Consider the following 22,346-nt stretch of genomic DNA (forward strand, 5'->3'; position numbering starts at 1 on the left):
GCGGCCCTGCGCTCAGCCCGCGCGGCCTCATAGGTTGCAAGGGCTGTCCAGCGGCGGCTTCTCGGCCGGGATCGCATCTTGCCGCGCCACGCCCGCCGCCCGCAGCCGCGCCACCTCGGCATCCACCTCGGCGGGCGCCAGCAGGCGGTCTTTCGCGTGCAGCACCCAATCCACCTCGTAGCGCCACACCCGCGGCTGCGCGCTGGGCGCACCCAGGTTGCCGGGTGAGAACCACAGGTTGAACTGCAGTGCCATGGCCTGCACCGGCACATTGCGGCCGCCGTGCACGGCAAAGGGTTCACCGTCGACGAACAGACGCACCTCGGCCGGTGTCACCTGCATCAGCAGCTGGTGCCAGCCGGCCAGGCTGCCCGGCCGTTCATGCGCGCTGTTGTGTGCATCCCAGGGCTCGATGCGCACGGTCTGCCAGCTCAGGCCATACAGGCGCGTCACCGGGCTGCCCCAGCCGCCGTTGGCCAGGTACTCCCAGTCGACCTCGGAGAAGCGCGGGTCGTAATCGTGCGCCAGCGGGCTGGTGGCGTAGAAGCTCTGGATCACCGGGTCGCCATCGGCGCCCGCGAACGGCTCGTCGTGGAAGCGGATGCGTGCGGCATAGGTGCCGCGCAGCATCTTGCGCGTGCTGCATAGCTGTGCCTGCTGCGTGCCGGCGGGCGTGCCGTCGGTCTGGGCGCGCAGCTGCAGCAGGCGGTTGCCGGGCCGCTCGGGGTCGTCGATCAGCACCAGGCCGGCCGCGCCCCAGCGCGCGCCGGGCACGCCGGGGTGGCCGGCCACGTTGCGCACGATCCAGCCGTCGGCCGCCAGCGCGGTCACATCGGGCTGCGAGAAGTCGTCGAAGAAGATCATGCAGCCGGCGCCGGATCGGCGGCCGGCGCGGCCCCGGCCCCGGCCTCTGCCGGTGCCTCTTCGCGGATCGGCAGCCGGTGCAGCATCGCGAACACCGGCACCGCGCAGGCCAGCACCCACAGGAAGAAGTGGCGGTAGCCCAGGGCCTGCTGGATGTCGCCGCTGACCGTCTTGAACAGCACATAGCCCAGCGCCATGAAGCCGGTGGCCAGCGCGTAGTGCGCCGTCTGGTAACGGCTGCCGGCCACGAACTGCATCATGAACAGGATCACCGCGACGAAGCCGAAGCCGTAGCCGAAGGTCTCCAGGCTCACCGCGGCCGAGATCAGCCACAGTTGCTGCGGCTGCGCCACGGCCAGCAGCCAGAAGGCCAGGTTGGGCAGGTTCATCGCCACGATCAGCGTCAGCAGTGCGCGCTTCAGGCCCAGCCAGGCGGTGAAGTAGCCCGAGGCGATGCTGCCGGCCAGGAAGGCCAGCGTGCCGGCCGTGCCATAGCTCCAGCCCACCTCGGTGGTGGCCAGGCCCAGGCCGCCAGCGGCCACGGCGTCCTTCAGGAACAGCGGGCCGATGGTCTGCACCTGCGCCTCGCCAGCGCGGAACAGCACGATGAAGGCAATCGCCCAGCCCACGCCGGGCAGTTGGAAAAAGCTGCGCAGCACATCCACCAGCGTGCCGCCGATGCCGTCGGCAGCCGGTGCATCGCTGCGCCGCGTGTCGGGCAGGGCCCACGCGTGATACGCGGCCAGCAGGGCCATGGTGGCCGCGGCCAGGCCGAAGGCCGTGCCCCAGGCGCCGGCCACGCCCAGCGTGGGCTCCAGGTGGCCGGCCAGGATCACCAGGCCGCCCATGGCCGCCAGCTTGGCGCCGTTGAAACAGGCGCCCAGCCAGCCCGACCACTGCGCGCGCGCCTTGGCGTTGAGCGACGCGATGTAGAGACCATCGCAGGCGATGTCGTGCGAGGCCGAGGCGATGGCTGCGGCGGCCAGCACCGCGATCACCACCGCGAAGAAGGCCGGCAGCTTGAGCGCCAGCGCCACGCCGGCCAGCGCCAGCGCGCCGACGGCCTGGCAGGCCACCACCACCCACTTCTGGCTGGGCGCGGCCTCCAGCAGCGGGCTCCACAGCGGCTTGAACACCCAGGCCAGGCCCAGCAGGCCGGTCCAGCGCGCGATGTCCTCGTTGGCCACGCCCAGGCTCTTGAGCATCAGCCCGGCCACCACGTTGACCATGAAGAAGGGCAGGCCCTGTGCAAAGTACAGACTCAGCACCCAGGTCGCAGGACTGCGGTTCATGCGGTTTCCAGTGTCTTCGCTTCGAGTTCAGCCGGCGGCACGCCGTGGGCATCCAGCCGCCCGCGCAGCCAGGCCGCCAGCGCGGCCAGCGCGCCCTCGGCATAGCCCCAGGTGACGAGGGCCGGCGCCGGGATGTCGGCCACCTGGAATGGGTTCCACAGCACCAGGTGCAGATCGGGCCTCAGCGTGCAGCCAGCGGGGTAGCGCTGGCGGTGGTTGGACACCAGCACGGTGAGCCGGCCGTCGGCCGGGCCCAGGTCGACCGCGGTGGCGGCGCGCAGGTCGGGCACGGTGCGCCAGTCCACATCGGCCCAGCCTTCGAACAGGCCGCGCACCGCGCTGGCGGGCAGGCCGGCTTCGGAGACGCCGTCGCTCACCACGCTGTCTTGGGTCAGCACGCGCAGGCGGGCGCCGGGGGCGGGCGGGTGGGCATCGCGCAGGGCGGTCAGACCGCGCGCCCAGGCGGTGTGCATCAGCGCATCATCGGCGCGGCGTTGGGCTTCGGGGTAGGGCTGCGGATCGACGGGGTAGGCCGCAGCCAGTGCGTCCAGCCGCGCGGCCGAACGGTGCAGTTCGGCGGCCTGCAAGCGGCCATCGCCCAGGGCCTCGGCGATGGCCTGCAGCGTGGCGGCCTGCTCGTCGCGGCTGCCCTGGGCCAGCGGCATGTCGGCACCGGCTTGCAGCGCCAGCACGGCGGCGCGGGCATGGCCCCAGCGGGCGTGCACGGCCTGCATCATCAGCGCGTCGGTGATCACCACGCCGTCGTAGCCCAGGCGCTGGCGCAGCAGGCCGTGCAGCACGGTGCGGCTGAGTGTGGCCGGCCGCTCGGCATCGAGCTGCGGGTAGACGATGTGCGCGGTCATCATCGCCGGGGCCTGGCTGGCCAGTGCGGCGAAGGGCCGCAGTTCCAGCGCCACCAGTTCGTCCAGCGACTTGTTGACCGTGGGCAGCGCGTGGTGCGAGTCCTCGTGCGTGTCGCCATGGCCGGGGAAGTGCTTGACGCAGCAGGCCACGCCCTCGCGCAGGCTGCTGCGCAGCCAGGCGCCGGCCAGGCGCGTGACGGCATCGGGGTCGGCGCCGAAGCTGCGCTCGCCGATCACCGGGTTGGCCGGGTTGCTGTTCACATCCAGCACCGGCGCGAAGTTCCAGTTGATGCCCATGTGGCGCAGCGCGCGCGCCACGGCGGCGCCCACGGCCTCGGCCTGGGCGCAGGCGGCGGCGTCGGATCCGGCCGCGCCCAGCGCCATGGCCGCCGGCGCCTGCGGCACGAAGGTGGCACGTACGACCGAGCCGCCTTCCTGGTCGATGCCGATCAGCGCCTGCGGGCCCAGCACGGCCCGCAGGTCGGCCAGCAGCTGGCGCACCTCGGCCTCGCTGCCCAGGTTCTTGCGGAACAGACACACGGCGCGGATGCGGTGCTGGCGCAGGAACGCGGCCGTCTCGGCATCGAGCGTGCGGCCGGGGATGTCGACCATCACCAGGCGGCCGGGGTGGAAGTCAGCAGACGTCGCGGGATCGGGGGCGGACACGGTGTCGCTCATCAGAAAAGTTGGGTTCCAGGCCGGGCCGTGCGCCGCGTTCAGTGCGTGCGCGTCACCTTGTTCAGGAAGCGCGGCTGGTCGGGCGGCAGGCCGCGGGCGCGGGCCAGGGCTTCCACGGCCGGGTAGAAGCTCTGGATCGCGGCGATCACGTCCAGCTCCTCATGGCCGGTGGTGGCCAGCGGCAGCACCATGCCGGGCGTGCCGGGCGGCGCGGCCAGCAGCACGCGGGCGCCGCGCTCGCGCATCTGCGCGGCCAGCGCCAGCAGCCCGGCCTGGGCCGGACCGCGCGGCGCGAACACCAGCAGCGGCCAGCCTTCGGCTATCAGCGCCATCGGCCCGTGCTGCACCTCGGCGCCCGAGAAGGCCTCGGCGTGGATGCCGCACACCTCCTTGAACTTCAGCGCCGCCTCCATCGCGATGGCCTGGCCGGTGCCGCGGCCGATCACGTAGAGCTGCTGCGCGCCTTGCAGCGCATCCACCAGCGGCGTCCAGTCCAGGCCCGCGGCCCCGGCCAATGGCTCGGGCAGGGCCTGCAGCGCGCGCAGCAGCGGCGCATCGGCCTGCCAGTGGGCCACCAGCGCGGCACCCAGGGCCAGCTGGGCGATGTAGCTCTTGGTGGCGGCCACGCTGCGCTCGGGCCCGGCCGACAGCGGCAGCACCCACTGGCTGGCCTGGGCCAGCGGCGAGGCGGCATCGTTGACCAGCGCCACGGTGCGGCCGCCATGTGCACCCACATAGCGCTGCGGCGCCACGAGGTCGGGGCTCTGGCCCGATTGCGAGAAGGCCAGCGACAGCAGGCCCTCGCAGCGCAGCTGCGACTGGTACAGCGTGACCAGCGACATCGGCAGCGAAGTGACCAGCCGGCCCAGCCGCGCCATCACCAGATAGGCCATGTAGTGCGCGGCATGGTCGCTGCTGCCGCGCGCCACGGTCAGGATGCCCTGCGGCGGCGTGGCGCGCAGCATGCTGCCCAGTTGGCCCAAGGTGTCGTGGCTGGTGGCGATGGCGCGGGCCACGGCGGCCGGGGCCTCGCGGGCCTCGGTCAGCATGCGCGATTCGGTGCGCTCGTCAGTCGTCAAGGGGTTCTCCTTCGACCCACACGCGCTGCAGCTGCAGCGCGGGGTCGAGCATCACAAGGTCGGCCCAGGCGCCGGGCTGCAGGCGGCCGCGGTCATCCAGGCCCAGGAAGTCGGCAGCATGGGTGGACACGCGGCGCGAGGCCTCGTCGATCTCCAGGCCGATGTCGTGCACCAGGTTGCGCAGCGCCTGGTCCATCGTGAGGGTGCTGCCGGCCAGCGTGCCGTCTTCCAGCCGCACGCCGCCCAGGCACTTGCGCACCTGGTGGCTGCCCAGGCGGTACTCGCCATCGGGCATGCCGGTGGCGGCGGTGGAATCGGTGACGCAGTACAGGCAGGGGATGGCGCGCAGCGCCGCGCGGATGGCGCCGGGGTGCACATGCAGCAGGTCGGGAATGATCTCGGCATGCGTGGCATGCGCCAGCGCCGCGCCCACCATGCCCGGCGCGCGGTGGTGCAGGCCGCTCATCGCGTTGAACAGGTGGGTGAAGCCGGTGGCGCCCTGGCGCAGCGCGGCCACGCCGTCGTCGTAGCTGCCGGCGGTGTGGCCGATCTGCACCACGAAGCCGGCCTCGCGCAGCCGGGGGATCCATTCGAGGTTGCCGGGGATCTCGGGCGCCAGCGTGATCAGGCGGATGGGCGCCAGCGCATGCAGGCGCTGCAGTTCCTGCGTGCTGGCCGGGCGTGCATGGTCGGGCTGGGCGCCCAGGCGGCCGGGGTTGATGTAGGGGCCTTCGAGGTGCACGCCCAGCACGCGGGCCGTGCCTGGCGTGCGCTGGCGGCAGGCCGGGCCCATGCCGGCCAGTGCCATTTCCAGCTCGTGCGGCGGCGCGGTCATCGTGGTGGCCAGCAGCGCCGTGGTGCCGTGGCGCGCATGCACACGGGCAATGGTGGCCAGCGCATCGCCGCCTTCCATGCTGTCGCGCCCGCCGCCGCCATGCACATGCAGGTCGATGAAGCCGGGCAGCAGCAGCGGCAGCGTGCCGTGGCGCACCTGGGGTTCGCTGACCGGCGTGCCGTCGATCGCGGCGATGCGGCCATCGGCACCGATGTGCAGCGAGCCGGCCAGCCAGCCGGTGGGCGTGAGGATGTGGCCGTCGACGCGCGTCATGCTGATTCCCCCGCGGCGGCGCTGGCGCTCGGGCGCAGCAGGTGCAGCGCGCCCTCGGTGGCATCGGCCCGGGCCGGCATGCTGCGCGTGTGCAGGCGGGCCGGCAGGCGTGGCGCCAGGCGCTGGCCCACGCTGCCGCCCACCACGATGGGCAGGTCGCCGGCCGGGTCCATGGCATCCACCAGGCGGGCCAGGGCCTGGGCGGCCTCGTCCAGCAGGTTCCAGGCCACGGGGTCTTGCGCGGCATGGTCGAAGACCAGGGGCGCCAGCGAGGCATAGGCCTGCTGGCCGGCCTGGGCGCACCAGTCGATCAGCTGGTCGCGCTGGCGGCCCACGCGCTCCCACACGGCGCGGGCCAGCGCGCCCTGCGGGCCGCGGCCGTCCATGGCCTGCTGCGACAGCTGCATGGCACGCAGGCCTAGCCAGGCGCCGCTGCCTTCGTCACCCACCGGAAAGCCCCAGCCGCCCACCGACACGCGCTGGCCGTCGCGGCGCAGGGCCTCGCCCACGCTGCCGGTGCCGGCGGCCACGATGACACCGGGCTGCCCGGCATGGGCGCCCAGCAGCAGCGTGCCGGCATCGGTGTCGAGCACCAGCCGCGCATAGCCGGGATCGGCCTGGCGGAACGCGGTGGCCAGCGCCGGTGCATGCACGCCGGCCAGGCCCAGGCCCAGCGCGCAATCGCCCGGATCGGCCACCGGCAGGCCGGCGGCGGCAAAGGCGGCGGCGATGGCTTGGCGCACATGGCGCCAGGCCTGCGGCACGCCCTGGCCCAGGCCGGACGGGCCGGCCTCGCCGAGGGCCAGCGTGCGGCCTTCGGCATCGGCCAGGCGGGCGCGCGTGCCGCTGCCGCCGCCGTCGATGCCGATGCGGTAGCGCGCCGCGCCGTGGGGGGAAGTGGTGGACCGGTTCATATAGTACCAATGTAATACCAAATCGACCGACCGGTCAATCCATGCCGCCCGCGGGCGGTCCCTGCAAGTGAAGGGCCTGCAGGGCCGGTGCGCGGCGGCGAAGGCTGGGGCATTGGCATATAACCAATTGCGATCCAGTTGCAATGAAGGGGCATCGCGGCATCGGCGACAATTCCACGCGTTGACGCGCCGGCTTCGTGCCCCCGAAGCCGGCGCTTTTCATCCACGGGGCCATGTCGAGGACAACCATGCACAAAAACCTCAGGCGCGCAGCCATGGCTGCGGCGTTCTGTGTCGCTTCCACCCAGGCCAGCGCGGCGCCCCTGCAAGCCTGCTTCGTCTACGTCAGCCCGGTGGGCCAGGCGGGCTGGACCTTCCAGCACGAGCAGGGCCGCCAGGCCATGCAGCAGGCGCTGGGCGATGCGGTGAAGAGCCGCTTCGTCGAATCGGTGCCCGAGGGCGCAGACAGCGAGCGCGTGATGCGCGACCTGGCGCGCGACGGTTGCGGCCTGGTCTTCGCCACCAGCTTCGGCTACCTGGAGCCGGCACTGCGCGTGGCGGCCGACTTTCCGGCGGTGAAGTTCGAGCATGCCGGCGGCTACAAGACCGCTGCCAATCTGAACACCTACAACGCCCGCTGGTACGAAGGCCGCTGGCTGGCAGGCTGGCTGGCCGGCAAGCAGAGCAAGAGCGGCGTGGCCGGCTATGTGGCGGGTTTCCCGGTGCCCGAGGTGGTGCAGGGCATCAACGCCTTCACGCTGGGCATGCGCGCGGCCAACCCCAAGGCCGAGGTCAAGGTGGTGTGGCTGAACACCTGGTTCGACCCCGCGCGCGAGCGCGAGGCTGCGCTGACCCTGGTGGCCCAGGGCGCCGACGTGCTGACCAACCACAGCGGCTCGCCCGCCGTGCCGCAGGCCGCCGAAGAAAAGGGCGTGATGCTGCTGGCCTACCAGAGCGACATGCGCCGCTTCGCGCCCAAGGCGCAGCTGGCGGCGGTGACGCAGCACTGGGGGCCGTACTACACCCAGGTGGCCAAGGCGGTGATCGCCGGCAGCTGGAAGCCGCAGCCGGTGTGGGGCGGCATGAAGGACGGCGGCGTGCAGCTGTCGGCCGTCAGCGACACGCTGCCGCCGGCAGTGAAGGCCGAGCTGGAGAAGAAGCGCGCCGACATCGTGGCCGGCAAGCTGCTGCCCTTTGCCGCGCCGCTGAGCGACAACACCGGCCGCGTGCGCCTGGACAAGGGCGCGCTGCCCGATGCCCGGATCGCGCAGATGGACTGGTTCGTGCAGGGCGTGGTGGGCAGCGTGCCGGCCGCCCGCTGAGCGTCACTGCCCGCGCAAGGCCACCGGGCGCAGGCCGCGCGCGGCCTGCATGGTTCAGTCCAGGCTGAAGCCCACCAGCGCCTGCAGCTGCGCCAGCGCGGGGCCGGGCTCGCCCACCTTGATGGTGTGCATGCCCAGCGCGCGTGCGGGCTTGAGGTTGACGCCCAGGTCGTCGAGGAACACGGCCTGCGATGCCGCCACGCCCAGCGCGTCGAGCATCAGCCGGTAGATGGCCGGGTCGGGCTTGCGCAGGCCCACCTTGGCGCTCTCGATCACGTGGTGGAACTGCGCCAGCACCTCGCCGCGGCCGGCGTCGGCCTGGCCGTCACCCTCGGGCGCACGCACGTTGTTGGTGATCAGGCCCAGCTTCAGCCGCGGCCGCAGGCGGCGCAGGGCCTGCACCATCTCCGGCCGGATCTCGCCGCCGAGCAGCGCGATCACCTCGCGGCCTGGCACGGCATGGCCCAGCGCCGCGCTCTCGGCGGCAAACGCGGCATTGAAGGCGTCGAGGTCGATTTCGCTGCGCTCGAAGCGGGCCCAGGCGTTGTCGAGGTGGTTGGTGGCGTTGACCTGGCGCAGAAAGCCGGCCGGCAGGCCGCGCTCGCGTTCCAGCCGCGCAAAGGCCTCGAAGGGCGAGCGGGTGATCACGCCGCCGTAGTCCCAGATCACGGCGCGGATGTCGGGTGCACTCATCGGGTCTCCAGGGTCTCCAGGGTCGGCTTGGGTTGGATCGGGTCGGGGGCCGCCTCAGGTGCGCCACACGCGCGGCGTGCAGGGCGCCAGTTGCCAGTGCTGCTGGCGCCAGGCGGCCCACACGGCATGCAGCAGCGCGATCACCGGCTCGACCCGCTCGCCCAGCACGCGCAGCACCAGCAGCGACTCGTCGGGCGCGGTCACGCCGGCGGTGGCGGCCAGCGCATGGCCGTCGATCAGCGCGCGGGCCGCGTCCAGCAGCGTTTCGCGCGCGCTGCGCGGCAGGGCCTGGCCATCGGCCAGCCACAAGGTGCCCAGCACGCTGCGGCCGGCCAGGCCCAGCGGCGACTGCAGCAGCAGCGTGTCGTCGCCGTCGAGGCGGCCGCGTTCAAGCCAAACGCCGGGCAGCTCGATCTGCTGGGTGACGCTGCCGCGGCCGAAGGCCTCGCCCGCCGCCGGCAGGCCCAGGGCCAGCACATCCAAGCCCATCATCTGGGCGCCCGGGGCCAGCGTGAAGCGCAGCCGGTTCTCGACGCGGCAGCCGGGGTAGGCGATGGCCTCCAGCGGCAGCCATTCCAGGCGGGCACCCTCGGCCACCTGGGCCTGCACCTGCTGCACCGCCAGCGGGCCGTTGCTGCGGTAGAAGCGCGTGGCGCCGGGCGTGGTGATCAGCGCATGGCTGCCGGGCTCGAGCCGGGCGTTCACCACCAGTTCGTCGCCGCCGACGATGCCGCCGGGCGGGTGCACCAGCACATGGTGGCAGACGGCATCGCCCTCGGGGTACAGGCGCTGCAGCACGCGCAGCGGGCCATGGTGACGGTCGAGCGCCGTGGTGCGGGTGCCGTCGTGGCGGTAATGCAGATCGAGGTGGCCTTGCCAGCCCATGGCGCGGTGCGTGGAGTGGAGAGCCGGCCAGTTTAGGGCCGGGTCAGAGCCCCTCGCGCAGCAGCCGCTTCATCAGCTTGCCGTTGGCATTGCGTGGCAGCGGCACCTCGCTCCAGGTGATGCCCTCGGGCACCTTGTAGTCGGCCAGGCGCTCGGCGCAGAAGGCGCGCAGCGCGGCGGTGTGTTCGTCACCGGCCGCATGGCCCGGCGACACGTGCACGAAGGCATGCACGCGCTCGCCCAGCACCGGGCAGGGCTTGCCGACGATGGCGGCCTCCACCATGCCGGGCCAGCCCATCAGCACGTTCTCGACCTCGACCGAGTAGATCTTGAAGCCGCCGCGGTTGAGCATGTCCTTCTTGCGGTCGAACACGCGCACATAGCCTTCGGCATCCACGCTGCCCAGGTCGCCGGAGTGCCAGTACCCGGCGGTGAAGCTGCTGGCCGTGGCCTCGGGCCGGTCCCAGTAGCCCGGCACCACCATCGGGCCGCCGATCCACAGCTCGCCGGTCTCGCCGGGCGGCAGTTCGCGGCCGTCGTCGTCCATCACCTTCACGTCGGCCGCGGGCAGGGCCACGCCCACGCTGTCGGCGTGCGCCCGGGTGCGGCCCCAGGGGATCATCGTGGTGGGCGAGGTGGTCTCGGTGGCGCCGTAGCAGTTCAGCAGCGTCAGGCCGGGCAGGCGCTCGGCCAGTGCGTCGATGGTGGCCACCGGCATCGGTGCGCCACCGTAGCCGCCCACGCGCCAGGCGTCGAGCCGGGCCTCGGCGAAGCCGGGCTGCAGCAGGCACAGGTTGTACATGGCCGGCACCATCAGCGTGTGCGTGATGCGCTCGGCCTGCAGCAGCGCGATGAAGGACTCGGCCTTGAACGCCGGCACCACGACGATGGCGCCGCCCACGTGCAGCATGGCCGCCACGATGGCGATCAGGCCGGTGACATGGCTGGCCGGCACGGCCAGGGCCGAGCGGTCGTCGGCCTGCAGGCGCATGCACACCTGGTAGTGCAGCACCGAGTGGGCGATGTTCAGGTGCGTGATCGTCGCGCCCTTGGGTTGGCCGGTGGTGCCCGAGGTGTAGAGGATCACGGCCACATCGGTCTCGGCCACGTCGGCGGGAGGGGGCGGCGCGTCGCTGCCGGCCTGCAGCGCGGCCAGCGGCGTGCAGCCCGGCGCCTCGCCCACGCTGATGCGCAGGCGCAGCGCGGGCGTGCCGGCCGCCTCGGGCAGGCGGTCCACCAGGCCGGCATCGGCCACGATGGCGGCGGCGCCGCATTGCCGGGCGATGTAGCTCAGGCCCGGCCGCTGCTCGCGCACGCCCACCGGCACGGTGATGGCGCCCAGGCGCTGCAGCGCCAGCCACACGGTGACGAACTCTGGCTGGTTGTCGATGAACATCACCACGCGCTCGCCGCGCTGCAGCCCATGCGCTGCAAAACCAGCAGCCAGCCTGGTCACGTCGGCGTCGAGCTGGGCATAGGTCCAGCGCCGGTCGCCGGCCACCAGGGCCTCGGCCTGCGGTGCGCGGGCCAGGCTGGCAGCGAACATCGCCCACACGCTGGGCGGCCGGTCGATGAAGCAGCGCACCAGGCGGTCGCCGTGCAGCGCCTCGTGGCGCATGGCCGGCACCGGCGTGTCTGCCCAGGGGGCGGCGCGCAGGTCTGCGCCGTTTTCTGTGGTCGCCATCGTCAGGCCGGCTGCGCCAGCACGTTGGCGCCGCGCTCGATGACGAACTCGCTGTCGACCAGCTTGCGCGAGTGGTTCAGGTCACTTTGCGCGATCAGCACCGACACCGCCGTGCCCTTGAGCCCGGCGATCACCTCGCCCAGGCGCTTGCTGAGCGCCGGCGCCACGCCCTCGAAGGGCTCGTCGAGCAGCAGCAGCCGTGTGCCCACGGCCAGCGCGCGCGCCAGCGCCACCAGCTTCTGCTGCCCGCCCGAGAGCAGCAGCGCGCGGCGGTCCTTCATCTCCTTCAGCTCGGGCAGCACGCGCCACACCAGGGCCAGGCGCTCGTCGGCGTTCAGGCCCTGGTTCACCCACACCGGCACCAGGATGTTCTCTTCCACGGTGAGCTCGGGCACCAGGCCGCGGTCCTCGGGCATGTAGCCGATGCCGCGCGCGGCGCGGTCGTGCCGGGGCAGCGTGGCCAGGTCCTGCCCGTCGAACGTGATGCGGCCCTGGCTGGGTGTCAGGTGGCCCATCACCGCACGCAGCGTGGTGGTCTTGCCGGCGCCGTTGCGGCCGATCAGGCCCACCATCTGCCCATCGCCCACGGTGAGCGACAGCCCGCGCAACGCCACCACGCCCTGGATGGCGACGTGGATGCCTTCGATCTTCAGCATGTGTGATGCCTCCGGCTCATTCGTTGACCAGTTCGCCGGTGACGTAGCGGCGCACGTCGTCGGTGGCCAGGGCCTTGGCCGGCACGTCGTCGGCGATGATGCGGCCGGCGTAGAACGCGATCACGCGGCTGGCGTGCTGCGCCACGATGTCCATGTCGTGCTCGACGAACAGCACCGTGGTGGCCTTCTCCTGCCCCAGCGCGGCCATGATGGTGTCCATCATCGGGAACTTCTCCTCGGCCGAGACGCCGCTGGTGGGCTCATCGAGCAGCAGCAGCTGGGGCGCGGTGGTCAGTGCCATCGCGATGTCGAGCAGCTTGCGCACGCCGCCCGGCAGCTCGGCCACGCGGCGGTGGCGGTGCTCGTGCAGGCCGAAGCGTTCCAGCAGCAGCTCGGCGCGGTCGATCGCCTCGCGGCGGCGCGCGGGCTGGAAGAAGCTCAGGCGCTGGTCATGGCAGGCATTGGCCACCAGCATGTTGTCGAGCGCGGTGAGGTCGCCGAACAGCTGCGGGATCTGGAACGAGCGCGCCACGCCCAGGCGCGTGATGGCGCGCGGGTCCAGCGGCGTGATGTCGCGACCGCCCAGCGTGATGCGGCCGCTGTCGGGCTTCAGGTAGCCGGTGATCATGTTGACGAAGGTGGTCTTGCCCGCGCCATTGCTGCCGATCAGGCTGACACGCTCGCCGGCCGTGATCTGCACATTGATCGCCGACGCGGCGACCACGGCGCCGAAGCGCTTCTCGAGGCCGGCGGCCTCCAACATCACCCTGGCGCTCATTTGCCCGATCCCTTCATCCACAGCGATCCGATGCCGCGCGGCAGGAAGCGGATCACGAACAGCAGGAACAGCCCCAGCGCCAGCTGCCAGGTGTTGGGGAAGTAGGCGCTGGAGAAGCTGCGCACCACCTCCAGCACCGTGCTGGCCACGAACACCGCGGCCACGCTTTGCCAGCCGGCCAGGATGGCCACGAAGACGAACTCGCCCGAGGTCGTCCAGAAGCTGAAGGTGGGCTCCACATGGCCCAGCGACATGACCACCAGCGCGCCGCCCAGCCCGCCGCAGAAGGCCGCGAAGATGAAGTTGATGCTCATGGCCTGGCGCACCGAGCCGCCCAGGTATTCCACGCGCAACTCGTTCTCGCGCACGGCCAGCGTCACCAGGCCGCGGGTGGAGTCGAAGTACACGCGCGCCACCAGGGCCATCACGGTGGCGAAGCCGGTGGTCACCAGGTACATCACGTAGCCGGTGCTGGCATCGGGCAGCTTCATGCCCAGCAACGTGGGCCGGCCGAGGTTGAAGCCGTCGCTGCCACCCAGCGATTCCATCTTCATCAGCAGGCCGTAGGTCACCATCGACAACGCGAGGGTGAGCATGGCGAAGAAGATGCCGCGGTAGCGCGACAGCAGCGGCGCGAAGGGCGCGGCCACCGCCGCGGCCAGCACACCGCCGGTGAGCGCCAGGCCGATGGCGTCGGTGAAGCCGGCCTTGTTGAACAGCAAGGCTGCGCTGTAGCCGCCGATGGCGAACACCATGCCCTGGCCGAAGGGCACCACGCCGCCGCGCATCAGCGCCACGATGCCCAGCGACACCAGGCCGTTGCCGGCCGCCATCGTGACCAGGAAGGTCAGCCACTTGGGTGCCGCAAAGCCCGCGGCGGCCAGCAGCGCGAAGGCGCCGAAGGCCAGCGCCACCGTGCGGCCGTGGCGCACGCCGGGCAGCACGGTGCCCGAGGTGGTGATGCCCTGCGGCATCTTGGAGGAAGGGTTCATGACTGCCGACATGGGGCGTCCTCAGATCTTGCGCGCCTGGATGCGCTGGAACAGCCCCTCGGGCCGGAACATCAGCACGATGGCCATCACGATGTAGATCGAGAACAGCTCGGCCACCGGCGCGGTGTGCACGGCGATGGACCGTGCCAGGCCGACGATCAGCGCGCCCACGGCGGCGCCCTCGATGCTGCCCAGGCCACCGATGATGACCACGGCGAACGAGACGATGATCACGCCCACCGACACGCCCGGCTGCACCGAGATCATCGGCGCGGTGAAGGCGCCGCCGATGGCCGCCAGGAAGATGCCCACCGCGAACGCGCCCATGTAGACGCGCGACACGTTGATGCCCATGCTGGCCGCGATCTCCGACGAGTGGATGACCACCGTGACGATCTTGCCGATGCGGGTGCGGTTCAGGCCCCACCACACGGCAGAGCCCACCACGGCGGCCAGGCCCACCAGCGCGAAGTCGTAGCCCACGTAGCTCTGCTTGCCCACGTCCACATTGCCGAACAGGCTGTAGGGCTCGCTGACGTAGTAGGGGTTGGCGCCCCAGACCAGCTTGGTGACGTCTTCCATGATCAGGAACATGGCGTAGGTCACCAGCACCAGCAGCACCTCGTCACGGCCGTAGAAGAAGCGCAGCAGCCCGCGCTCGGTGAGCGGGGCCACCAGCGCGGCCACCGCCACCGCAGCCAGCAGCATGGCCACCAGGCTGAGGCCCGGTGCCCACTTCATGCTGGCCGCCCAACCCACGAAGCTGGCCGCCGCATAGGCCCCCAGCGCATAGAAGCTGCCATGCGCGATGTTCAGGATCTTGAGCACGCCGAACACCAGCGTGAGACCCAGCGCGACGATGAACAGCCACGAGGCGTAGGTGATCCCGTCAATGAGGATGGTGATGAGTCCGGCCATGAGGGGCACTCCAAAGAAGGGCTGAAGTCAGGCAGCAAGATGCCTGGCGTCAGGGGCAGCCCTTGGCGCCGGGGAACCCCGCCTTGATCCACTCCTCGGCCTTCATGTTGGGCGGCGGGTTCACGCAGTCGGCCGGGAAACGCATGATGTCGTCGAGCATCACCATCTTCTTGGCCGCGTCGTAGCGGGTCTTGCCGATGGCCGTCTCCTGCACGGCCTGGTGGCCGCCGCCGTTGGCCATGCGGATGCGCCCGGCCGGGGAATCCCATTCGCTGTTGCGCAGCGCGGCGGCCAGCTGCTCGGGGCTGGGCTTCTTGCCGCCGTTGGCGGCGATGGCCTTCTCGGCCGCCAGCTTCAGGCCCAGCAGGCTTTGCGCCATGCGGTACGGGGCCTGCACCGGATACACGTTGTAGGCCTTGCTGTACAGGTCCCACCACCAGTCGTTCAGTGCGCTCTTGGGCGACATCAGGCCGTAGGCGCCGCGCGCGCCCAGGATGGTGCCGTCGGGCATCTTCTCGCCCAGGCCGGGCAGCACATGGTCGGCGGCTGACAGCACCACCTGGGTCTTCTTGAACAGGCCGCGCGGGCCGGCCTGCAGGATGAAGGCCTGCAGGTCACCGCCCCACAGGCTGCTGTGGGTGATGTCGGCGGGCTTGTTCATCAGCGCCGAGATCTCGGTGCCGTACTGGCCGGCGCCGAACTTGGGCAGCTGGTCCTCGCCGGGCTTGGCAGCGGGGAACAGCTTCTCCATGCTCCAGACGAAATCCTTCTTGCTGTCGTGGCCCCAGGCGTAGTCCTGGTTGATCAGGTTGAAGGTGTCGGCCTTGATGCCCTTGGCCTTCAGGTAGCGGGCGAGCGCCACGTTGTCCATCGCGCCGTGGCTGGCGGTGCGGAACACGTAGTTGAACTTGTTCTCCTCGAAGATGCGCGGCGTGCCGCAGTCGTAGAGGATCAGGAACTTCTTCATCTCCTCGGCGGCCGGCGCCACGGCCAGGCAGTCGCCCGAGCTGACATAGCCCACCACCACGTCGACCTTCTCGCGGTCGTACAGGTTCTTCAGTTCCTGCACCTGCTTGGTGGCGCCGCCGTTTTCGTCGACATAGACGGCTTCGATCTTCATGCCGCCGAAGCCGGGCTTGTTGTAGGGCGCGGGTGCCGCGCCCTTGTTGAAGGCGTCGACCAGGATCTTGGCGCCATTGACCGCTGGGATGCCGAAGCTCTCGGCCGCCTGGCCCGACAGGAAGCTGACGATGCCGACCTTGAAGGTCTCCTGCGCCTGGGCGCCGGCAGCGACGCACAGGGCGGCCGTGGCGGCCAGCAGGCGCAGCCTGTTCGGCTTGCGGCAGGCCGGGGTGCGGTTGAGGTGTCTTGCCATCGGAAGTCTCCTGCTGGGGGTCGTGGTGATGTCGCCCGGAATGGGCCTTAGGTGGGCTGGGCGATCGGCGTGCCCATGTCGAGCCCGGCGAGCGCGAAGCCGCGTTGAAAATCCGTCATGTGCTTGCGCATCCAGCGTTCGGCGCTGGCGGGATCGTGGTTGGCGAGTGCGTCGACGATCTGCCGATGCGCTTGCAGGTTGCGCGCGGCCGCCTGCGGCAGATGCCCGAAGATCTGCTGCAGCGTGGGGTCGTAGAGCAGGCCCACGGGCTCGCGTGCCAGCATCAGCGCGTGGTTGTGGCTGGCGCGGCCCACCAGCGCATGGAAGGCCATGTCCAGCTTGACCAGTGCGGGATGTTGCGCCGTGGCCAGGCCCAGCGCCTCGGTGGCCGCCAGGTTGTCGCGCAGCAGCGCCAGATCGTGGTCGTCGGCGCGGCCGGCGGCCAGGCGGGCGGTCAGCGGCTCGATCGAGTCGGCCAGCTCCCACAGTTCGCGGAAGGTGGTCTGTTGCAGCAGCAGCAGGCGCGTGGCGCGCGACGCCAGGTCATGGGCACCGGGCAGGCAGACGAACAGCCGGCGGCCTTCACCGCGCTGCAGCAGGCCCTCGCGCTCGACCTGGCGGATGGCTTCGCGCACGGTGGAACGGTGCACGCCGAAGCGTTCGGACAGCGCCTGCTCGGTGGGCAGGGCGGCACCGGGGGGCAGCGCGCCGTCGACGATGGCGCGCTCGATGGCGGCCGAGACCGCCTTGTATGCCGGCTCGACCACCACACGCTGGAACACCGCAGCCGGCCCTTGGGCACCCATGTCGGATCCGCTCCTGGCCGGCGTTGGGAGCCGGCGCGTGCGCATCTTTGTCCGACAAGCGGATCACCGGAACGAGACAAACCCGCAAAGGACGTGTCCACTGCGCGACAAGACTGCGAACTTGCCGGCAGCCTGTGCGTGGCTGCGCCAGAAACGAAAAAGCCACCCGAAGGTGGCTCAGACCGTGTCGCCGGGGGCGAGGCGAATCAATGGCGGAAGTGGCGCGTGCCGGTGAACACCATCACGATGCCGCGCTCGTTGGCGGCGGCGATCACCTCGGCGTCGCGCATCGAGCCGCCGGGCTGGATGACGCAGCTGGCGCCGGCATCCACCACCACGTCCAGGCCGTCGCGGAACGGGAAGAAGGCGTCGCTGGCCACGGCCGTGCCGGCCAGGCTGAGGCCGGCGTGGCCGGCCTTGATGCTGGCGATGCGGGCCGAATCCAGGCGGCTCATCTGGCCGGCGCCAACGCCCATGGTCATGCCGTTGGCGCAGAACACGATGGCGTTGCTCTTGACGTACTTGGCCACCTTCCAGGCGAACAGCAGGTCGTCCATCTGCTGCGGCGTGGGCTGCTTGTCGGTCACCACCTTCAGCTCGCCGGCGGCCACGTTCTTGTCGTCGGCCGATTGCAGCAGCATGCCGCCGCCGATGCGCTTGAAGTCGAGTGCGTTGCCCAGCTGGCCACCCTGTCCATAGCCCTGTGGCAGCGGCACTTCCAGCAGGCGCAGGTTGGGCTTGGCGGCCAGCATCGCGCGGGCCTCGGGCGTCACCGACGGGGCGATGGCCACCTCGACGAACTGCTTGGCGGCGTTGATGGCCTCGACCACGGCCGCATCGAGCGGCACGTTCAGCGCCAGGATGCCGCCGAAGGCGCTGGTCGGGTCGGCCTTCAGGGCCTTGGTGTAGGCCTCCACCGCGCTGGCGCCGATGGCCACGCCGCAGGGGTTGGCGTGCTTGACGATCACGCAGGCCGGCACGTCGAAGGTCTTCACGCATTCCCACGCGGCGTCGGCGTCGGCGATGTTGTTGAAGCTCAGCTCCTTGCCCTGCAGCTGCGTCCAGTGCGCCAGCGTGCCGGCGGCGGGCTTCAGCTCGCGGTAGAACGCGGCGCTCTGGTGCGGGTTCTCGCCATAGCGCATGTCCTGCGTCTTGACCAGCTGCAGCGTGTAGGTCTCGGGGTAGGGCGCGCGGGCCGGCACGGCGGCGGGCTTGTCTTCGGCGCCGGCTTCCAGCGCGCTGAGGTAGTTGGTGATCATGCCGTCGTAGGCGGCGGTGTGGGCGTACACCTTGCGCGCCAGGCCGAACTTCGTCTTGCGGGTCAGGCCGCCGGCGTCGATCTCGCCCAGCACCTGGGCGTAGTCGGTGGGGTCGATCACCACCGCCACGTCCTGCCAGTTCTTGGCCGCGGCGCGCAGCATGGCCGGGCCGCCGATGTCGATGTTCTCGATGGCGTCTTCCAGCGTGCAGTCGGGGCGCGCGGTGGCCTGGGCGAAGGGGTACAGGTTGATCACCAGCAGGTCGATGGTGCCGATGCCATGCTCGGCCAGCGCGGCCATGTGCGCCGGCACGTCTCGGCGGGCCAGCAGGCCGCCGTGGATGCGCGGGTGCAGCGTCTTCACGCGGCCGTCCAGCATCTCGGGGAAGCCGGTCACTTCGCTCACCTCGGTGACGGGCAGGCCGGCGTCGGCCAGCAGGCGGGCGGTGCCGCCGGTGGACAGCAGCTTGACGCCGCGCTGGTGCAGGGCCTGGGCGAATTCGACGATGCCGGTCTTGTCGGACACGGACAGCAGGGCGGTGGTCATGGGATGAAGGTCCTGGAACGGGTTGAATCGAAAGGCGATGCGCGGGATCGGGCGGCGTCGCAGGTGCGGCCGGCCGCCGGCCGCGGCATCACGAAATCAGCTTGTGCTCGAGCAGCTTGCGGCGCAGCGTGTTGCGGTTGATGCCCAGCCACTCGGCGGCCTTGCTCTGGTTGCCGTCGGCGTGCTTCATCACCACCTCGAGCAGCGGTTTCTCGACGGTGTGCACGATCATGTCGTGCACGGAATGGGGCTCGGTGCCGTGCAGGTCCCGGAAATACTGTTCCAGGCTGTCGCGGATGCACTCCTCGATCTTCTTCTTGCTCATGCGGATGGGGTGGGGGACATTCAGGCGCTGGCGGCCAGGAGCGCGTCGTTGGCGGCCGGCAGCAGGTGGTGGTGTTCGGCCAGCTGGTCGAAGAAGGTGCCCACCGCCGCCACCTGGGCCGCGGTGGAGTCCAGCGTGTTCATCACGGCGCGGAAGGCCTCGCCGCCCGGCAGGGCGCGCACGGCCCAGCCGATGTGCTTGCGCGCGCTGCGCACGCCGGCGTCCTCGCCGTACAGCGCGTAGTGCTCGTGCAGGTGTTCCACCAGCCAGGTGCGCACCTCGGCCACGGCCGGGGCCGGCAGGTGCTGGCCGGTGCTCAGGTAGTGGTTCACCTCGCGGAAGATCCAGGGCCGGCCCTGCGCGGCGCGGCCGATCATCAGCGCGTCGGCGCCGGTGGCGCGCAGCACGGCAGCGGCCTTCTCGGGCGAATCGATGTCGCCGTTGGCCACCACCGGGATGCGCAGAGCCGCCTTCACCGCGGCGATGGTCTCGTATTCGGCAGCGCCCTTGTAGCCCTGCTCGCGGGTGCGGCCGTGCACGGTCAGCAGCGCGATGCCGGCCGATTCGGCCGCACGGGCCAGCGTGAGGGCGTTGCGCTCGGTGTCGCACCAGCCGGTGCGCATCTTCAATGTGACGGGCACGCCGCGCGGCGCGCAGGCGGCGACCACGGCTTCCACGATGGCGATGGCCAGGGGCTCGTTGCGCATCAGCGCCGAGCCGGCCCAGGTGTTGCACACCTTCTTGGCCGGGCAGCCCATGTTGATGTCGATGATCTGCGCGCCGCGGTCGATGTTGTAGGCCGCGGCCTCGGCCATCATGGCCGGCTCGGTGCCGGCGATCTGCACGGCGATCGGGCCCGGCTCGCCGTCGTGGTTGGCGCGGCGGCTGGTCTTCAGCGTGTGCCACAGCTCGCGGCGCGAGGTGATCATCTCGCTGACCGCATGGCCCGCCCCCAGGCGCCGGCACAGTTGGCGGAACGGGCGGTCGGTCACCCCGGCCATCGGGGCGACGAACAGCCGGTTCGGCAGCTGGTACGGGCCGATGTGCATGGGGTGGGGGGGAGGGGAGGTGCTGAAAAAGGAGGCAGGAGTATAGCCGCGCGGTCCGGCCCCGCCGGGGGCCGGCGTCCTGCGCCAGACCCTGCGCTCGCCGTGCCTATGATGGGCGCCGATGGAAGCCTGGATCGAGTCCCACCTGAGCCTGCTGCTGGCCGCGCTGGCGATGCCGAAGTTCGGCCTCAGCACGGTGTTCGTGGTGTCCTTCGTCTCGGCCACGCTGCTGCCGCTGGGCTCGGAGCCGGCGGTGTTCGGCCTGGTGCAGCTGAACCCGGCGCTGTTCTGGCCGGCCATCGCGGTGGCCACCGTGGGCAACACGCTGGGCGGTGCGGTCACCTGGTGGATGGGCTATGGCGCCGAGCGCGCCTACGAGCGCACGACGCACCGCAGTGCCCAGCTCCGGGCGCTGCAGTGGTTGCGACGATTCGGGCCGCGGGCCTGCGTGCTGGCCTGGCTGCCGGGGGTGGGCGATCCGCTGTGCGCGGTGGCCGGCTGGCTGAAGCTGCCGTTCTGGCCTTGCGTGGCCTGGATGGCGCTGGGCAAGTTCCTGCGCTACGTGACGATGACCGCCGCGCTGATGTGGGTGTTTCCGCAGCTGGCGGGGCACTGACGCTGCAGCGGCTGGCGCCGCAGGCCCCCCGTCATCCCACCGAAAGGGGGGAGGAGGGCTGCCCGGCACGCACCGACAATGGCGCATCGCCGCACTGGCCGCTCATCCTGCCTGCATCTTGCGGGCTCGCCCATGACCCTCGCCTCGACCACGCCGTCCTACGACGGCCTGACCCAGCTGTTCACCCGCCTGCACCACCTGGCCCATGTGCAGTCCATCGCCTACTGGGACCAGGCGGCCAACATGCCGCCGGGGGGCGCGGCGGCACGTGCCGGTGCGCTGGCCGAGGTGGCGGCCATCAGCCACCGGCTGCGCACCGACCCGGCGCTGCGCAGCGCGCTCGAGCAGGCGCAGGAAGAAGCGCTGGACGAGCACCAGCGTGCCAACCTGCGCGAGATGTGCCGCGAATGGCGCAGTGCCAACGCGCTGCCCGAGGCCCTGGTGCAGCGCAAGCAGCTGGCCACCGCGCGCTGCGAACATGCCTGGCGCCGCCAGCGCCCGGCCAATGACTGGGCCGGCTTCCTGGACAACTTCCGCGAGGTGGTGTCCGTGGCGCGCGAGGAGGCGCAGCTGCTGTCGCAGACCACCGGTCTGGCGCCCTACGACGCGCTGATGGACCAGTACGAGCCCGGCATGGGCTGCGCCCAGCTCGACCGCCTGTTCGGCGACCTGCGCCAGTGGCTGCCGGGCCTGATCCGCCAGGTGCGCGAGCACCAGGCACGGCAACCGGCGCTGCGGCCGGTGGGGCCGTTCCCGGTGGCGGCGCAGCGCGCGCTGTGCGAGCGCGTGATGCGCTGGCTGGGCTTCGACTTCGACGCCGGCCGGCTGGATGTCAGCACCCACCCGTTCGCCGGTGGCGTGCCCGAGGACGTGCGCCTGACCACGCGCTTTTCCGAGCAGGAGTTCCTCACCAGCCTGTACGGCGCCATCCACGAGACCGGCCATGGCCGCTACGAGCAGAACCGGCCGCGCGAGTGGCTGGGCCAGCCGGTGTCGCTGGCGCGCTCGATGGGCATCCACGAAAGCCAGAGCCTGGCCTTCGAGATGCAGCTGGGTCACCACCCCGGCTTCGTTGCCCGGCTGGCACCGATGATTGCCGAGGCCTTCGGCGACCAGCCGGCCTTCGCGCCCGACAACCTGCTGCGCCTGATCAACCAGGTGGAGCCGGGCTACATCCGCGTGGATGCCGACGAGCTGACCTACCCGGCGCACGTGATGCTGCGCTACGGCATCGAGCGGCGGCTGATCGAGCGCGAGATCGAGCCCGAGGACATCCCGGCGCTGTGGGATGCCGGCATGGCCGAACTGCTGGGCCTGGACACGCGCGGCAACTTCAAGGACGGCCCGCTGCAGGACGTGCACTGGCCCGAGGGCATGTTCGGCTACTTCCCCTGCTACACGCTGGGGGCGATGTATGCGGCGCAGTGGTTCGCCGCGATGCGCCGTGATGTGCCCGATCTGGATGCGCAGATCAGCGCCGGCCACCTGGCCCCGGTGGCCGACTGGCTGCGCCAGCACATCTGGCAGCCGGCCAGCCGCTGGAGCACCGATGAGCTGGCGCGCCGCGCCAGCGGCGAGGCGCTGAACCCGGCGCACTTCCGCGCGCACCTGGAGGCGCGCTACTTGGCCTGACCGGGCTGTGCG

Annotated in this window: 21 protein-coding genes; 3 read left to right on the forward strand and 18 right to left on the reverse strand. The window is 71.3% G+C overall.

Going from position 1 to position 22,346, the window contains the following annotated elements:
- Positions 1-27: 27 nt before the first annotated feature.
- From AACH10_RS09325 to AACH10_RS09350, 6 genes are read right to left on the reverse strand one after another with little or no spacing between them, the layout of a single operon-like run.
- Positions 28-864, reverse strand: a complete 837-nt coding sequence (locus tag AACH10_RS09325; protein WP_341410112.1) for a glycoside hydrolase family 16 protein — start codon at positions 862-864, stop codon at positions 28-30.
- Positions 861-2,156: an MFS transporter gene (locus AACH10_RS09330; RefSeq protein ID WP_341410113.1), complete on the reverse strand. Its 1,296-nt coding sequence runs from the start codon at positions 2,154-2,156 to the stop codon at positions 861-863. The genes AACH10_RS09325 and AACH10_RS09330 overlap by 4 nt, the downstream gene beginning before the upstream one ends.
- On the reverse strand, positions 2,153-3,697 hold the full coding sequence (nagZ, locus tag AACH10_RS09335; RefSeq protein ID WP_341410114.1) for a beta-N-acetylhexosaminidase: 1,545 nt from the start codon (positions 3,695-3,697) through the stop codon (positions 2,153-2,155). Before nagZ ends, AACH10_RS09330 begins: the two co-directional genes overlap by 4 nt.
- Before the next feature lie 38 nt (positions 3,698-3,735).
- Entirely contained in the window at positions 3,736-4,776 is a 1,041-nt protein-coding gene (locus tag AACH10_RS09340; protein ID WP_341410115.1) for an SIS domain-containing protein, read from the reverse strand.
- The gene (gene nagA, locus AACH10_RS09345; protein ID WP_341410116.1) at positions 4,766-5,884 is read right to left on the reverse strand and encodes an N-acetylglucosamine-6-phosphate deacetylase; all 1,119 of its coding nucleotides are present in this window, start codon (positions 5,882-5,884) and stop codon (positions 4,766-4,768) included. Before nagA ends, AACH10_RS09340 begins: the two co-directional genes overlap by 11 nt.
- The gene (locus AACH10_RS09350; protein WP_341410117.1) at positions 5,881-6,798 is read right to left on the reverse strand and encodes a glucosamine kinase nucleotide-binding domain-containing protein; all 918 of its coding nucleotides are present in this window, start codon (positions 6,796-6,798) and stop codon (positions 5,881-5,883) included. The genes nagA and AACH10_RS09350 overlap by 4 nt, the downstream gene beginning before the upstream one ends.
- A 275-nt stretch (positions 6,799-7,073) precedes the next feature.
- Between AACH10_RS09350 and AACH10_RS09355 the strand changes: the two genes are divergently transcribed.
- Complete coding sequence (locus tag AACH10_RS09355) at positions 7,074-8,120, forward strand: BMP family ABC transporter substrate-binding protein (protein ID WP_341410118.1); 1,047 nt, start codon at positions 7,074-7,076, stop codon at positions 8,118-8,120.
- A 54-nt stretch (positions 8,121-8,174) separates the two neighbouring features.
- Here the strand turns inward: AACH10_RS09355 and AACH10_RS09360 are convergent, their stop codons facing one another.
- From AACH10_RS09360 to dusB, 12 genes are all read right to left on the reverse strand, one after another.
- Positions 8,175-8,813 (reverse strand): HAD-IA family hydrolase, encoded by a 639-nt coding sequence (locus AACH10_RS09360; RefSeq protein WP_341410119.1) that lies wholly within the window; start codon positions 8,811-8,813, stop codon positions 8,175-8,177.
- Between the two features lie 54 nt (positions 8,814-8,867).
- Complete coding sequence (locus tag AACH10_RS09365) at positions 8,868-9,698, reverse strand: urease accessory protein UreD (RefSeq protein WP_341410120.1); 831 nt, start codon at positions 9,696-9,698, stop codon at positions 8,868-8,870.
- 43 nt (positions 9,699-9,741) lie between these two features.
- Positions 9,742-11,382 carry a class I adenylate-forming enzyme family protein gene (locus AACH10_RS09370; RefSeq protein ID WP_341410121.1) on the reverse strand — a complete coding sequence of 547 codons (1,641 nt, stop codon included), beginning with the start codon at positions 11,380-11,382 and terminating at the stop codon, positions 9,742-9,744.
- A 2-nt stretch (positions 11,383-11,384) separates the two neighbouring features.
- Positions 11,385-12,038: an ABC transporter ATP-binding protein gene (locus AACH10_RS09375; RefSeq protein ID WP_341410122.1), complete on the reverse strand. Its 654-nt coding sequence runs from the start codon at positions 12,036-12,038 to the stop codon at positions 11,385-11,387.
- A 16-nt stretch (positions 12,039-12,054) separates the two neighbouring features.
- Entirely contained in the window at positions 12,055-12,816 is a 762-nt protein-coding gene (locus tag AACH10_RS09380; protein WP_341410123.1) for an ABC transporter ATP-binding protein, read from the reverse strand.
- Entirely contained in the window at positions 12,813-13,808 is a 996-nt protein-coding gene (locus AACH10_RS09385) for a branched-chain amino acid ABC transporter permease (RefSeq protein ID WP_341410124.1), read from the reverse strand. Before AACH10_RS09385 ends, AACH10_RS09380 begins: the two co-directional genes overlap by 4 nt.
- A gap of 21 nt (positions 13,809-13,829) precedes the next feature.
- Positions 13,830-14,726 (reverse strand): branched-chain amino acid ABC transporter permease, encoded by an 897-nt coding sequence (locus tag AACH10_RS09390; protein ID WP_341410125.1) that lies wholly within the window; start codon positions 14,724-14,726, stop codon positions 13,830-13,832.
- A 49-nt stretch (positions 14,727-14,775) separates the two neighbouring features.
- The gene (locus tag AACH10_RS09395) at positions 14,776-16,101 is read right to left on the reverse strand and encodes an ABC transporter substrate-binding protein (RefSeq protein WP_341410126.1); all 1,326 of its coding nucleotides are present in this window, start codon (positions 16,099-16,101) and stop codon (positions 14,776-14,778) included.
- A 47-nt stretch (positions 16,102-16,148) separates the two neighbouring features.
- A complete protein-coding gene (locus AACH10_RS09400) occupies positions 16,149-16,907 on the reverse strand; it encodes a FadR/GntR family transcriptional regulator (protein ID WP_341410127.1) in 759 nt (252 codons plus the stop codon).
- Positions 16,908-17,113: 206 nt separating this feature from the next.
- Positions 17,114-18,712, reverse strand: a complete 1,599-nt coding sequence (gene purH, locus AACH10_RS09405) for a bifunctional phosphoribosylaminoimidazolecarboxamide formyltransferase/IMP cyclohydrolase (protein WP_341410128.1) — start codon at positions 18,710-18,712, stop codon at positions 17,114-17,116.
- A gap of 88 nt (positions 18,713-18,800) precedes the next feature.
- Positions 18,801-19,037 (reverse strand): Fis family transcriptional regulator, encoded by a 237-nt coding sequence (locus AACH10_RS09410; RefSeq protein WP_341410129.1) that lies wholly within the window; start codon positions 19,035-19,037, stop codon positions 18,801-18,803.
- A 20-nt stretch (positions 19,038-19,057) separates the two neighbouring features.
- On the reverse strand, positions 19,058-20,086 hold the full coding sequence (gene dusB, locus AACH10_RS09415; protein ID WP_341410130.1) for a tRNA dihydrouridine synthase DusB: 1,029 nt from the start codon (positions 20,084-20,086) through the stop codon (positions 19,058-19,060).
- Positions 20,087-20,207: 121 nt separating this feature from the next.
- Between dusB and AACH10_RS09420 the strand changes: the two genes are divergently transcribed.
- The gene (locus AACH10_RS09420) at positions 20,208-20,702 is read left to right on the forward strand and encodes a YqaA family protein (RefSeq protein ID WP_341410131.1); all 495 of its coding nucleotides are present in this window, start codon (positions 20,208-20,210) and stop codon (positions 20,700-20,702) included.
- Between the two features lie 132 nt (positions 20,703-20,834).
- A complete protein-coding gene (locus AACH10_RS09425; RefSeq protein WP_341410132.1) occupies positions 20,835-22,334 on the forward strand; it encodes a carboxypeptidase M32 in 1,500 nt (499 codons plus the stop codon).
- The last annotated feature ends 12 nt before the right edge of the window (positions 22,335-22,346 follow it).

It is taken from the genome of Pseudaquabacterium inlustre, from assembly GCF_038066595.1.
In the GTDB taxonomy this organism is placed as follows: Bacteria; Pseudomonadota; Gammaproteobacteria; order Burkholderiales; family Burkholderiaceae_C; genus Pseudaquabacterium; species Pseudaquabacterium inlustre.